16 protein-coding genes are annotated in these 14,170 nt (G+C 45.7%); all 16 read left to right on the forward strand.

The annotated features are described in order from the left end of the window. Positions 1 to 308: 308 nt before the first annotated feature. The 16 genes from D328_RS0123945 to D328_RS0124020 all read left to right on the forward strand — a co-directional run bounded on the left by D328_RS0123945 (position 309) and on the right by D328_RS0124020 (position 14,155). Positions 309 to 2,462, forward strand: coding sequence for a DEAD/DEAH box helicase (locus tag D328_RS0123945; protein WP_018887587.1), 2,154 nt, complete (start codon positions 309 to 311; stop codon positions 2,460 to 2,462). Between the two features lie 70 nt (positions 2,463 to 2,532). Beyond that, positions 2,533 to 2,673, forward strand: coding sequence for a hypothetical protein (locus tag D328_RS31380; protein WP_018887588.1), 141 nt, complete (start codon positions 2,533 to 2,535; stop codon positions 2,671 to 2,673). Positions 2,674 to 2,720: 47 nt separating this feature from the next. Next, entirely contained in the window at positions 2,721 to 3,422 is a 702-nt protein-coding gene (locus D328_RS0123955) for a ComF family protein (protein WP_018887589.1), read from the forward strand. A gap of 197 nt (positions 3,423 to 3,619) precedes the next feature. Then, positions 3,620 to 4,027 carry a TIGR03826 family flagellar region protein gene (locus tag D328_RS0123960; protein WP_018887590.1) on the forward strand — a complete coding sequence of 136 codons (408 nt, stop codon included), beginning with the start codon at positions 3,620 to 3,622 and terminating at the stop codon, positions 4,025 to 4,027. Between the two features lie 278 nt (positions 4,028 to 4,305). After that, complete coding sequence (gene flgM, locus D328_RS0123965; RefSeq protein WP_018887591.1) at positions 4,306 to 4,581, forward strand: flagellar biosynthesis anti-sigma factor FlgM; 276 nt, start codon at positions 4,306 to 4,308, stop codon at positions 4,579 to 4,581. 12 nt (positions 4,582 to 4,593) lie between these two features. Then, the gene (locus tag D328_RS0123970; RefSeq protein ID WP_018887592.1) at positions 4,594 to 5,094 is read left to right on the forward strand and encodes a flagellar protein FlgN; all 501 of its coding nucleotides are present in this window, start codon (positions 4,594 to 4,596) and stop codon (positions 5,092 to 5,094) included. A 15-nt stretch (positions 5,095 to 5,109) separates the two neighbouring features. Further along, complete coding sequence (flgK, locus tag D328_RS0123975) at positions 5,110 to 6,690, forward strand: flagellar hook-associated protein FlgK (RefSeq protein ID WP_018887593.1); 1,581 nt, start codon at positions 5,110 to 5,112, stop codon at positions 6,688 to 6,690. Positions 6,691 to 6,715: 25 nt separating this feature from the next. Next, entirely contained in the window at positions 6,716 to 7,624 is a 909-nt protein-coding gene (flgL, locus tag D328_RS0123980; protein ID WP_018887594.1) for a flagellar hook-associated protein FlgL, read from the forward strand. Between the two features lie 91 nt (positions 7,625 to 7,715). Beyond that, a complete protein-coding gene (locus D328_RS0123985) occupies positions 7,716 to 8,156 on the forward strand; it encodes a flagellar assembly protein FliW (RefSeq protein WP_018887595.1) in 441 nt (146 codons plus the stop codon). Beyond that, positions 8,156 to 8,386, forward strand: a complete 231-nt coding sequence (gene csrA / locus D328_RS0123990) for a carbon storage regulator CsrA (RefSeq protein WP_018887596.1) — start codon at positions 8,156 to 8,158, stop codon at positions 8,384 to 8,386. Before D328_RS0123985 ends, csrA begins: the two co-directional genes overlap by 1 nt. A 183-nt stretch (positions 8,387 to 8,569) precedes the next feature. Further along, entirely contained in the window at positions 8,570 to 9,340 is a 771-nt protein-coding gene (locus D328_RS0123995) for a flagellin N-terminal helical domain-containing protein (protein WP_018887597.1), read from the forward strand. Positions 9,341 to 9,494: 154 nt separating this feature from the next. Then, positions 9,495 to 9,854 (forward strand): flagellar protein FlaG, encoded by a 360-nt coding sequence (locus D328_RS0124000; RefSeq protein ID WP_018887598.1) that lies wholly within the window; start codon positions 9,495 to 9,497, stop codon positions 9,852 to 9,854. A gap of 11 nt (positions 9,855 to 9,865) precedes the next feature. After that, a complete protein-coding gene (gene fliD, locus D328_RS0124005) occupies positions 9,866 to 11,344 on the forward strand; it encodes a flagellar filament capping protein FliD (protein WP_233426240.1) in 1,479 nt (492 codons plus the stop codon). Positions 11,345 to 11,378: 34 nt separating this feature from the next. Next, positions 11,379 to 11,753 carry a flagellar export chaperone FliS gene (fliS, locus tag D328_RS0124010; protein WP_018887600.1) on the forward strand — a complete coding sequence of 125 codons (375 nt, stop codon included), beginning with the start codon at positions 11,379 to 11,381 and terminating at the stop codon, positions 11,751 to 11,753. Further along, the gene (locus D328_RS0124015; protein ID WP_018887601.1) at positions 11,753 to 12,088 is read left to right on the forward strand and encodes a hypothetical protein; all 336 of its coding nucleotides are present in this window, start codon (positions 11,753 to 11,755) and stop codon (positions 12,086 to 12,088) included. The genes fliS and D328_RS0124015 overlap by 1 nt, the downstream gene beginning before the upstream one ends. Before the next feature lie 21 nt (positions 12,089 to 12,109). After that, positions 12,110 to 14,155 (forward strand): glycosyltransferase family 2 protein, encoded by a 2,046-nt coding sequence (locus D328_RS0124020; RefSeq protein ID WP_018887602.1) that lies wholly within the window; start codon positions 12,110 to 12,112, stop codon positions 14,153 to 14,155. Positions 14,156 to 14,170 lie beyond the last annotated feature (15 nt).

The raw sequence follows: 14,170 nt of genomic DNA on the forward strand, positions 1-14,170 counted from the left end.
ACTACACGAACCACAGCCAAAAGAGATTAGCCAAGCTGGATTGGTATATTCTGCAGCGATTAACCCGGTGGTATGCAAAGAAGAGGCAGCGCAGGAGTTGGATGAGTTCAGGACCTGAAGTCAAGTATATTGCTAACATGTATGGACTAAAAACGTTATTGTGATCTGCATGCCCATGAAAGACGAACATCGGAAAGCCGTATGAGGGAAAACCTCATGTACGGTTTGATGAGGAGGGGCTGGTTTGAATCCAGCCCTTTACTCTAGCCCTAGTGTAGCCAGAGAAAATAAGAGAAAGGATGATTGGAATGAAGGTCGCTGTATACGTGCATCGCGAGGAGACAAGCTGGAGACTCTGCATTTCACTAGCGATGAGCATGGATGTGTGGTGGTGGCTGGATGGAGGGTTTCAACGAGCAGGGTATCTCATCATGCTAGGTGATCGTATCCCATTGCCTTGGGCTATACAGTTGCGTGAGAGCTTTCGCAGCTTGGCTGTCATGGATAATTGGAAGGAGCGGGAATGGAATGGTTGGATGGTGCGAGAGCTAAAAGGGGAGCTGGAGAGCCTGTCAGAGAGCGGCGAAGATCATCACCTGGGGGAGAAATACATACTATATCCAGCAGGGAGAGAGGTTTCTCGGTACAGTCAGAGCTATCAGGATGGTGATGGGTCCCCACGTATGGGGACCAATCTCCTTCGTGATGCTCAGTACTTTAGCCAGATTATGGAGGGTCGCCAGCTATTTGCGGACGAGGTAAAGACCCTATGGGAGCAGAATGGAATCCATAATGAGGATGAGAACAAGAGAATATTTCCGAACTCTATACAATCAAGCTCTCAAATGGGTCTGTCTTGGCAGGAAGCCGCTCAATTGGCTTATCTACAAGGGACGATTCATTATGACACCGGAATCGCCTCACAAATCACAGGAGTTCGACGTGCGAGTAGGATGAACCGAAGCTCTGGACGTCCGCATTGCAGACGCTGCGGTACAGCTACAGTAGAGAGCACACCTTGCGCTTCTTGCGGTCTGTCGGCATGTGCCTACTGTGCGGCTTGTCGCACCATGGGTAGAAGTCGTGCTTGTTCCCTGCTGCTATACCATGAAGAGCACAAGCAAACCGCATTCCTCGGTGGGAACTTGGGGGTGCCAGGCAGTATGAAGCTGGACAAGTGGGGCCTCAGTCCGGCACAACGTGCGGCAACGACCAGAGCGCTTCAATTCCTCGCAAGTCCTAAAGATACAAACCCAGTAGGCATTAGCGTGGAGAGGACGGGCAGCAAGGATAAGAATGATGAAGCTCCCTATTTTGTAGATTGGCGTATGGGCTGGCGCCGCTTTTGGTCGAGGGCGAGTTCACATACCAGCGAAGAAGGGATACGCCTTGAGTGTCTTCGTCTGCTAATCGTAGGTAGCAGAGATCCAGATCAGCATAGGAGGGGGCAGAGTCAGCTTCAAGATCAAGGACGTTTTTTGCTATGGGCCGTAACCGGAGCTGGCAAGACCGAAATGATATTTCCCTTATTGGATTACGTTGTATCCAGAGGGGGGCGTGCTCTCGTCGCAACGCCGAGAAGAGATGTAGTGCTGGAGCTGGCACCGCGGCTTGAAAAGGCTTTTCCCCATATAAGGATAACGGTGCTATATGGCGGAAGCACGGATCGCTGGGGATCGGGGCAGATTACAGTGGCGACGACCCATCAGCTCATGCGTTTTCGGAGCGCCTTTGATCTGGTCATTATTGATGAGCTGGATGCCTTTCCATATCACAACGACCCAATGCTTGCTCATGCGGCTGCCACCTGTTGTAAGCAGAAGGGTAAATTTGTTTATTTATCTGCCACACCGCCACTCAAGCTGCAGCAAGAAGTTCAGCGGGGGCTTCTGCCCTATGCAAAGGTGCCTGCCCGGTTCCATGGCCATCCTTTGCCAGTACCTGTTCGCATCTCGGGGAGTTCGGTTGCCAAGTGCCTGCAACAACGCAGACTGCCTAAGGGGCTTCTCTCTTCCTTGCAAATTTCGCTGAAGCGGGGGGCACAAATTTTTGTGTTCGTGACAAGAATTGCACAGATTCCTTCCCTGGTTCATTTGTTATCGACCTACTTTGCTGGAATTTCAATAGCAGGAACCTCCTCCGAGGACGAGCATCGAGCTGATAAAGTGAAGGCTTTTCGCGCGGCAACGATTCGAATGCTGGTCACCACGACGATATTGGAGCGAGGAGTCACGATTCCACGCAGTGATGTCTACATTCTCGATGCCGATAACGGCTTGTTCGATGAAGCTTCACTGGTACAAATGGCTGGACGAGCTGGCAGATCCAAAGAGGACCCGGCAGGCAAGGTGATTTTTGTCTCTCCAGAATGGACACGAGCCCAGCGCCAAGCGATCAGACAAATACAGAGTATGAATGAGCTTGCCCATCGAGGTGGGTATTTGAAGAAGATGGGAGGCTGAACCCGATTGAATATCGTAGATCGCTGCCTGCAGAGATGGTTAGCTCCTCCCGCACATAGTTGCCTGGTCTGTGGTAGCCGAGTCTTCACCAGCAGCCAGCTCGGAATCTGTAGCAAGTGTGAGCGGCGTATTCCGTGGATTGAGCATATTCGCTGTACCTGCTGTGGCCGGCAAGTCGGGTGTCCTGATTGCCTCCGGCCTGACAGAGTGAGCCGTTCGTTCGAATGCAATCGCAGTTCTGTTCAGTATACTAGTGACATGAAGGAGTGGATCAGCGACTTTAAGTATAGAGGTAATGAGAAGCTGTCGCCTTTATTCGGCAAGATGCTACAGCTGGCCTATCAGGCACTACAGGAAGAGAGGACAACCGTGGAACACTTCAGCTGCGCTTCCCTTGTCCTTGCTAATGGCCAAGAACAAGGGAAGCCTGCTACGAGCAGCCGTAGTCATTCGAAGCCCCACCCTGATTGCCGTCCTGTACGAAGGAGCCACATTCGGGAGTCCAAGCGATGGCCATGGAAATGCTGGAGAGCTAGCCCAGTCTGGGAGGCAGAGCTGGTGACATATGTGCCTGTTAGCGCGTCCAGACTGATGGAGCGAGGATTTAATCAGGCGGAGTGTATGGCCCGTGAATTATGCAAGCGACAGAAGCTTCACATCTGTGAACTGCTGATTAGGTCCAGAGACACCGGGAAGCAAAGCTTCAAGGGCCGCAAAGAGCGTGGAGATTCCATTGCTCATGCATTTGCACCAGCCAGTGGAGCCAGAGAGTGGTTACTTCAGGCATATGAAGGCAGACGACATGGGCGGTCTAAGCGGACACCACTCCGTATACTGCTTGTGGATGATATCTATACAACAGGTAGTACTCTTGAGCAATGCAGCAGTGTGTTAAGAGCTTTGGGGCAAGAGCTGAACATTCCCCTAACCATATACGGTCTTACTTGGGCACGTTCTTGAATGAACTACAAGGATAGAAATACTCTATTACATGAAGTGTAATCTCTATCATCCCTTTTGTAGAAGGAATTGCTGCTAATTTCCTACTGCAATAAATTTTACAAGAAAGCCTTTTCCATCTGGACGAGCTTTGTGTAAATAAGGTAAATTAGTACTACAGATGTTGACTACCAGATTATTGAAGGGGGCGTGTACTTATGAATCTTGCCAATTGTCCTCGCTGCGGGCGTTTGTACTCCATTAACCTTAGAGAGCTGTGTCCTAATTGCATTAAAGATATAGAACGTGAATATGAAGTGTGCGTTGCTTATTTGCGCGAAAATAAAGGTGCGAATATTCAAGAGCTGTCTGATGCGACCGAGGTACCGATCAAGCAGATCACTCGCTTTATTCGGGAGGGAAGAATCTCCATCGCCAATGCACCGAATATGATGTATCCTTGTGAGGTGTGCGGGACACTCATCCGTGAGAATAATATGTGTGATTCCTGCCGGTCACGACTTACGAAGGAATTAACACGGGCTTCCGTAGAGAAGAAACAGGACGAAGGTAACAATGTGGGTTCAGCTACCTACAATGCTATTGACAAAAAGCGGGATTACTAGTTCAGTGGAATTAAAAACGATTACAGCTATTCAAAAAGTTTTAAAGCACGCCGATAATCTTAGTAAAGCTTATCGGTGTTTTTTTTATTTGAGCGAATAATCCAAACACTTTTATGAAGAGTACAGAGCCCGTATGTTGCATCGCAGCGGAGCTTAACTATTCTGCAAGCGCAGGAATTGCCCGCCCAATACGGCCTGTTCATCCGTGCAAGTACGCCGATTAACGTTTTTCTAATACCACGTATTTTATAAATAATGAGGAAGGTGGAAGTTAAGTTATGAAAATTAACGAGACCAACCGCATCAATGCGATTAATCCATACCAACGTAACCAGGAGACTGGACGCCAGGAAGAACAGAAGAAGAGCCGGCGCAAGGATGAGGTGTCCTTTTCTCCTGAAGCTATGGAGATGCTGCAACGCAGTAATGACACCGATCGTGCTGAGCGGATTAAGGAATTGAAATCACAAGTATCCTCTGGTACATACCATGTGGATGCATCCAAAATTGCCGACAAGCTGTTGCCTTATTTCAAGCAGAATTCCGGGAACTAGGTGATTGAACATATGGCCTTGAATCGATTGGTTGATGTGCTGAATCAGTTGAATGATGTCCATCTATACCTCTTGGAGCTGGGAGAAGCGAAGAAACAGGCTCTTATTTCCAACCAAGTAGATGAATTAATTCAGATTATGAAAAAAGAGTCCCGCTGTGTGAAGGAAATTGAGCAGCTTGAGGAGCAACGTACATCTAGCTTATATGAGGTCCTGCACGAGCGTGGCATTAAATCCAAGCTGAATCTGACGATCACAGAGCTGTCCAGGCTGGTGTTCGACCAAGAGGAGAAGCAACAGCTGCTGCAAATGCAGGCTACACTTGGAGATACTCTGCAGCAGGTAAAACGTATGAATGACCTGAATCAACAGTTGATTGAACAGGCAATGTCGTTCATTAATTTCTCAGTAGAGAGCATGTCCTATTATGCGGAAGCAGACGTAACCTATCAACACCCGGGAGAGAAGCACACCGGATCAAATCGTTCCGGGCTTTTCGATACACGTGCCTGAATTGGAGGAAAGAACATGGCATCAACTTTTCATAGTATAGAAACGGCGAAGCGGAGCTTGAACACGCAATCCACAGCATTGGCCACCACAGGCCACAATATAGCCAACGCTAACACAGAAGGCTATTCCAGACAGGTCGTTCGTATGGTGCCTTCTCTTCCAATGGAAGCTTACGGCATGTTCCGTGCTACAGCGCCTGGTCAATTGGGAACAGGGGTTGAGTTCAGCGCCATTGAGCGTGTCAGACAGAGCTTCCTGGATGACCAATATCGCAATGAGAACACATCAGTAGGTAGCTGGAGTGTACGTTATGATTCATTGTCCAAGCTGGAGACAATCATGAATGAGCCTTCAGATACGGGGATTCGTAAGGTGCTGGATAATTTCTGGAACGCTTGGTCGGACCTGAGCCAGGACCCAGAGAATATTACGAACCGCAAGATTGTCAAGGAGACGACGTTAGCACTCACGGATGCAATGAATCAAGTGAGCAAGCAGTTAGATGCTCTCACCTCGGACCTTACGAACAGTGTCAATCTGAAGGCCACGGAAATCTCATCCTTACTGCAAAATGTAGCCGATCTGAATAACAGTATTAATAAACTGGAAATTCTGGGCGATAACCCGAATGATCTGCGCGACCAACGCGATCTTGCGATTGATAAGCTGTCCAAGCTGGCGAACGTGCAGGTAACACAGCTGGAAGATGGTTACCAGGTTACATTGGGGGGGCAGGTTCTGGTGACTGGTGCAACTGCCACCGCAGTAACTGGCGATACTCTCCAAGGCTTGTACGATGGCGGTACGCTGACCGGCGGTGAGGTCCATGGGATGATTTTCTCTCGCGACCAATATGTTGCCAACTACAGAACGCAAATGAACACACTTGCCAACACGTTGGCAAATGGCGATATTCAGATTACAATTCCGGCCGGCACAGTGCTTCCGGAAGGGACGATATTGAATTCTGGTCCGAACAATACGGCAGTCACTTATTCGAATGCCAATGGTAACCGGACACTGACAGATAATCTAACGGTGACTGTTCCAGGTATCAATGGTCTCCATCAGCTTGGTTACACATTGAGTGGGACTACGCCTACAGCTGGCGGCCCTTTCTTTACCACCACGGATGGTGCTCCAATTACGGCTGCGAACATCACACTTAGTCTGGACATTCAGAATGATCCAAACAAGATTGCTTCCTCCATGCGTGTAAGTGGGGCAGGCACTGCCAATGAGAAGGTTGTACTGGGGAATAACAATCTTGCCCTGACGATTGCAGCCCTGAAGAGCAACAAATTCGATTTTGGTACCGCGTTAAGTGCGCCGGGTACAGTCGATGACTTCTTCAGCTCGATTGTGGGACAGCTTGGTGTACAGACAGAGGAAGCGGAGCGTCAATCGAAGAATGCACAAGCCCTGGTTGAGCAAGTGGATCTGAGTCGTCAATCTGTCAGTGGCGTGTCTCTGGATGAAGAGATGACGGACCTGATCAAGTTCCAGCATGCTTATAGTGCTGCATCCCGATTCATGACCACTTATGATGAGCTGCTGAACAAGCTGATTAACAGTACCGGGCGTGTAGGCCTGTAGTCTATAGAAGCAGGAGGATGAACCTATGTCTTTACGTGTCACTTCGGGTATGATGAGCATGCAGACGCTCAGTAACCTGAACCGCAACTACGGGAATATGATGAATATGGAGAATCAAATCTCCACGGGGCGTAAAATAAACAAGCCTTCGGATGATCCAGTAGGCGTTACCTACGCCCTGCGTTACCGTGCAGAGCTGGCTTCGAACGAGCAATTCCAGAGCAATACAGACAGTGCTGTCAGTTGGCTGGATTTCACAGATTCCAACATGCAGCAGGCTATTAATGTCCTACACCGCTTGAAAGAACTAACAGTACAAGCTTCTAGCGGCACAGTCCCTGAGTCAGGTCTGGATGCTGTTAAGCTGGAGGTTGAGCAGCTACAGGAGCAAATGGGTAACATAGGGAATAGCCAAATTAGAGGGAAATATATCTTCAATGGACAGAACTATGATCAGCCACCCTATGAATTATCAGGTGCGATCACGAAGTTCTCTCAACTTGATCCAGATACAGCAGGTGTCAATTATGCCATTGGGGATCAATCTGTATTCCGTGTGAACACCTCAGGTAGTGAATTCTTTGGTGCGTCAGCGGACGGAGATAACGTATTTAAGATTATGGACGATCTGGTCGCGGGTCTTACCAGCGGCGATTATGATGTCATTGGAGCACAATTGAATCAAATTGAGTCGAGAGCTACGAAAATGCAGGCCGCTTTATCAGAGGTGGGTGCCCGCACGAATCGGGTCGAGCTGGTACAGACTCGCCTGGAAGACCGTGGTCTCAATCTTACAACGCTGCAGTCCAAAACGGAGGATGCTGATATTGCATCACTCATGATACAAGCCACTTCTGCTCAGACCATATATGAAGCAGCGCTAAAATCCTCAGCATCTATTATGCAACCGTCATTAATGGATTTTATGCGCTAATCTTGATTTTTTTATAATGTAGTGAGAAGCTATGGACAAAGAGTCCGTAGCTTCTTTCTATAACATCCCTACGATTTCAAGGAGGATTCCTATGTCCGCGAATTACGAGCAACATAGTGTAACAACAGAGGAAGCTAGTCATATATATAATTTCCCTAAGGGGATGCCAGGGTTTGAACACCTGAGAGAGTTTCAACTCCAGCAACATAATGAGCTCTTCAGTCTATTAAGTGCCGTAGAAGAGCCTGCCATCACATTTATTACAGTTGACCCGTTTGACTTTATCAGCGATTATGAGTTTGTACTTTCAGATGAGACAATGCAGGATTTACAGGTGCATAATCGTGAACAGGTTATTGTGCGTTGCATTGTAACATGGCACAGCGACCGGAAGAAGACAACGATTAACTTACTGGCACCCTTAATATTTAACACCGAGAATCAATCAGGAAAGCAAATAGTCTTACAGAATACTGGCTATAATACCAAACATAGGCTTTGGCCGGATCATTCCGAAGGCGGTGACTCGTAATGCTTGTACTGACAAGAAAAAAAGGCGAATCCATAGTGATACAAAATGATATTGTACTGACTGTATTGGCGGTGGAAGGGGATACGATAAAAGTCGGTATTCAAGCACCGAGAGATGTAGATATTTATAGAAAAGAGATCTTTGATGCCATTCAGCAAAATAATCAAAATGCTGTATTAGATATTCAATCTGTTAAGAATGCTATGCTGGAGATCGATGGCCTGAAGTGAAAGGAATATTAAAGCACTCCAAGTACAAATATTTCTCAAAAAATATCTGCAAAGCTATTAACAATTTAAAATGCAGGGACGATATATAATTTAGAGCGGTAATTCTTCAGGGCGGCCGACCTGTGAAGACGCTTATACCACATGGACGTGGGAATTACACCATTTCAGGGAGGAAATATAACAATGATTATCAATCATAACGTACCGGCATTGAACACTCACCGTAACATGGGCTTGAACACTAACGCAACAAGCAAAAACATGGAGAAACTGTCTTCCGGTCTGCGCATCAACCGTGCTGCTGACGACGCTGCAGGTCTTTCCATTTCCGAGTCCATGCGTGGACAAATCCGTGGTCTGGAGCAAGCGCAACGTAACGCTCAAGACGGGATCTCTTTCGTACAAACAGCTGAAGGTGCAATGAACGAAGTTAGTGCTATGCTGACTCGTATGAAAGAACTGAACGTACAAAAGTCCAGCGGAACTTATAGCTCCAATGACAAGGCTAACATCGATGAAGAGCTGTCAGAACTGGGTGCTCAAATCGACAACATCATGACTAAGACTACGTTCAACGGCATCAGCATCACTGCTGGCGCAACAATCACTGTGAACGATAAAGCAACTGGTTCCATCACAATTGGTACTATTTCTGTAACTAGCTTCAGCAGCCTGGGATCCACTACTGGTCTGGCTTCGATCGAAGATGCAATCAAAGCTGTATCCACTGAGCGTTCCAAGCTGGGTGCTGTACAAAACCGTCTGGAATATACTTCCAACAACTTGGGCACTACTGTTGAAAACCTGACTGCTGCTGAGTCCCGTGTACGTGACACTGACATGGCAAAAGAAATGGTTCAACTGTCCAAAAACAACATCTTGCTGCAAGCTTCCCAGTCTATGCTGGCTCAAGCAAACTCTGCACCACAAGGTGTTCTGTCTGTACTTCGTTAATCTTAACAGCTTTTTCAAAAGAGACCTTGACTTTTCAAGGTCTCTTTTTTGTTATTCTCTTCAAAAAGCAGTGCGGAAATCCGATATACATAGTATTACAGTAGCTTCAATCATAGGCTTTCGCAGGATAAGATTATTGTAGGGGAGGCCCGTTATGGACCACAGGATCACAGCGAATATCTCCGGAGTCGCACCTGTCGTACCTCAGCCCATTCGAACGAATGCTGACATCGACAGCTCAACAGCTTCCAATGTAGGACCTGGCAGTATTTCCGGAGGATTTTCTATGGAAGAAAAACAGGCTCTGGAGTTGTTTGAGAAAACAATTCGTGCAATACAAGGACCTGAAAAATCATTCGAAATCTCGATTCATAAAGAAACACATGCCATTATGGTCAAGGTTATGGACAAATCGACTGGGGAGCTGATTCGCGAAATACCGAAAGAGAAATTGCTTGATGTGGCAGCCAACATAATGGAGCTGAACGGACTTTTCTTTGATGAAAAAGCTTGAATGGGGGATAAATGATGAGAATTAGTGGACTTTCTTCTGGACTTAATATTGATGAAATGGTAGAAAAGCTGATGAGCGCGCGGAAAGCGCCTCTGAATAAATTAAATCAACAAAAACAGCTTACAGAGTGGAAGCGTGAGGAGTATCGCAATGTAAGCACAAAGCTAGTGAGCTTTAATACCAAAATTACGGATACGTTTAGTCGTACACAAAATATCGATTCGAAAAAAGCCAATATTACTGGAGCAACAGGGGTAGTAACTGCAACTGCTACAGGTGAAGCAGCAGACTCTGTCTTGAATATTGAGGTTAAAAATCTTGCATCGGCAACTAGCGTTGTCTACAAGGGTGCTGCAGGTGCTTCCAAGATGTCTGATTTATATTCCGGAAGTGAGACAAGCGTCAAGATCGGCGATGCTACCATCGAATTTACTGCAGATGATACAATTGATTCATTCGTTAAGAAGATTAATAGTAATAAAGCAACAGGTGTGACTGCTGTATATGATGCGGCTTCAGGAAGCCTGTCCTTGACGAATAAGGAAACCGGGAACAAGGCTATTGCACTCGAAGGTGCATTGTTTACTGGGAATACTGGCTTTACGACGACTGGACCTAAAGCTGGTAAAGATGCAACGGTCATCATTAATGGTCTGGAGACCACCCAGTCCTCCAATCGCTTTACAATTAATGGTGTAGAGCTTACGCTGACTGGTGTATCACCATCAGGACAATCTACCCAGGTGGAGATCTCCAAGGATATTGACTCCGTTGTCAACAATATCAAGGCGTTTGTAGAATCCTATAACGAAACATTAGCATTGCTTAACGGTAAGTCGAATGAGGAGCGCTATCGCAAATATTTGCCGCTGAGCACAGAGCAAAGAGAAGCGATGAAGGAAAGCGAAATCGAGTTATGGGATAGCAAAGCCAAGAGTGGTATGCTTAAGAATGATACCATTCTTAATAAGGCTATTTCTGAAATGCGGTTAGCAATGACCTCAGATGTAACCCTGCCAAATGGTGAGAAAATAAATCTTGCACAATTCGGAATTACCACCGGGGCCTATGGAGAAAAGGGTAAGCTTCATATTGATGAAGATAAATTGAGAGCGGCCATCGAGAGCGATCCAGAGAAGCTAACTGCACTATTCTCTCAAACGGATGATACCCCAGGATTGACTCCTACTCAAAAAAAGAACGTCACAGAAAAAGATGGACTATTCAGTCGCATCAGGAAAATAAATAGTGGTGCACTCGATACATTGGCTGAGAAAGCCGGTACATCCAAAATAAGCGCAGATATTACAACAGCATTTCTACCTCAAAGTCAAATGGGAACTCAGTTGGATTCCTTTGAAAGACAAATTACAGATTGGCAGAGCCGGCTCCTTCGAATCGAGAACAATTACTACAAGCAGTTTACCGCTATGGAGACTGCCATGAACAGATATAATTCTACGTCCTCAAGTCTATCTAGCTTCCTATAATATTTAATTTACTAGAATGAAGGAGAGATCCCGATTGATTAATTCACCACTGCAGAAGTATCAACAATCACAATTCCAGACTTCTCCGGAGCAGCTCCTGATCATGCTGTATGATGGAGCAATCCGTTTTGTGAAGCTGGGAATTACAGGGATTGAAGAAGCCAACTACGAAAAGAGCAATACCAACCTGTGCAAAGGACAGGCTGTCCTTCATGAATTAATTGCAGCTTTGAATATGGATTATCAAGTTGCCAAAACACTATATCAGGTCTATGAATATATGATTCATCAGTTGATCCAATCCAATTTGAAAAAAGATGTACGTCCTGCTAATGAGGTGCTGTCCCATTTGCAGGAACTTAGAGAGGCTTGGGATACGGCTATTAAATCATTAGGACAGGGCAAGTAATGCTTGCTAAGGAATACGTCGAGCAATTGGTGAAGTTGACAGCCCAATTAGTAGAGCGAATTGATTATAGCACTTATGAGGAATTATCCGAATTCAGTGAGGAGCGGGAGCGGCTTGTCCAGCACATTGCGCAGTGTCAAGCCACGCTTACCCCTAGTGATAAGCAGCATATCGTGGAGCTACAAGTACATGATGAGATCATTCTGGGGAGAATGAGTAGCTTGAAATCAGATGCTGGAGAATGGCTTATTAAGCAGGAGGCCATCAAGGGGCAAAAGTCAGCCTATAATGCTAGCTATACTCCTGACAGCATGTTTTTTGACCGGAAGAACTAAACCAAAGGGCTGGTATACTCAATGAAACGGCTAAGTGTATGTATGATTGTCAAGGATGAGGAAGCAGTCCTGGAACGTTGTTTGGAAAGTGTAAGAGGAATTGCCGATGAGATCATCATTGTGGATACAGGGTCTACAGATGCTACGAAGGCTATAGCTACGAGATATACGGATAAGATATATGATTACGTATGGACGAATGACTTTGCTGCAGCTCGTAATGAGTCTTTAAAGCATGCTACTGGTAAATGGATTCTTGTTCTTGATGCAGATGAGTATCTTTCTAAGGATGAGCACGACGAGTGGAATTCATTTCTAGATCAGGAGACCCCACTCCCCTATTTAGCCTACACATTACCAGTTATTAATTTTACAGGGGATAAAGGAAACAAGGATGAAATCACCACTGCACCAGTCACACGTCTGTTCCCTAACCATATGGGGATTATTTTCGAGCGTCCGATCCATGAACAGCTAACAAGAAGTAGTATTCATGAGAAGATGCAAGATAACGATGATCCTGATGCTAGCGACGTTCTGCTTAAGGATCTATCGAGAAGTCGTACGCACGAGAATCTATATCATAAGAAATTGAGCTTAAATATTTTTCATACAGGCTACCAGGTTCAGACCATCGTTAATAAGAATAAGCATGAGCGGAATATGCAAATATTTGAAACCATGCGAGAGAAGCAGAAACTTGATTATTATGACTGGTTTACACTAGGAAACCAATATAGATATGCAAAAGAAGAGGAAAAGGCCCTCGAATGCTATGAGAATGCCCTTGGGATTGAGAATACAAGTGTAGTCTGGTTCCCACATTGTCTTATTGGCCTAATAACACTTTATTATAAAATGAGTCGTCTCCCAGATTCGTGGAAATTGACTGAAGAAAAGCTATCCCGCTACAGTGATTTTTCTGAATATCATACGATTTGTGGTTTTCACTATGAAACATTGGGCTTTTTCAAAGAAGCCGTAGCTTCCTATCAGCAAGCGGTTGAGATTGCTGAGTTAAGAGCGAGGCAGGGCAAGGAAATTTGGCTGACAGATCCAGTGCATAGCTTTGATTCACCTGTTCAGCAGCTTGTCTCGCTGAGTTTTCGGATCAACGATAACCAGCAGGCCATCTATTGGATGTCCAAGCAGCTCAATAAAAACAAACAGAACCCTCAGATCTTGCTACAGTTAGTTCAGTGGCTTAGTCAAAATGAGACGGAATCCAATGTCATTGAATTCTTTGATCGGATCTATGATAGAACGAATTCATCGGATGCGGCTCTTATATTCAAGGTCGCATTAGCATTAGGTCAGACAGCTCTGGTGAAGCATTATGAGCAGTATGTTCAGTTACACACTCTACATGAAACAGATCAATTGCGACTGGCCATATTGAACAAGGATGCTGTACAAGGCCATAAGCTGTTAAAATCAGCCATTGGACCAGAGCTAGCGAAGCAGCAGCAATTGTGGCTTCAGGTTGTGGTAGGGTCATTGATATGGAATAAAGCTGATATGCTGGAAGCGTCTCTTAAGCATCTTGGTGAGGCCGAGGGATTAGAGGAAGCCACGGCATTAATCCTACAGGCCGTTAAAGGGCAACAGCCGGATCAAGCTACACATGAGCAATATGCAGAATGGTTGTTTATGGTGTCCAAACAATTGTTTTTGGTTCAAGAGTATTCCATATTTGATCAGTTTGTTGGTGTGTTTCAAAGCCCGGCTCTGATTAATCAACTAGCTAACCATTTCTATAGTCTAAATCTCATGCCACAGGCTCTGCAGTACTACTCACTCCTACTAGAACAGCAGCAGTTGGATCATACTAGTATCGAGAATTTGGCTATTTATCATGTAAATCATGGTTTTAATGAAGAAGCGGTTGAGTTTTTGAAAGAGGCTATAGCGGTTCAACCGGGAAAAAGACATCTTTATTCCGTTCTGATGCGTCTATTACCTAACGAGCAAACTTCTTCACTTGTTCAGCAATTTGAGCAGAGATTTCCAAATTTCTCTTCCATTTCGTTTGTGGAGGAATTCATTAAAGATAAGGCTCTTGTGTAATACAAAAAGAGGCAT

Origin of the sequence: Paenibacillus massiliensis 2301065 = DSM 16942 (assembly GCF_000377505.1) — a bacterium.
Classification (GTDB): Bacteria; Bacillota; Bacilli; order Paenibacillales; family Paenibacillaceae; genus Paenibacillus; species Paenibacillus massiliensis.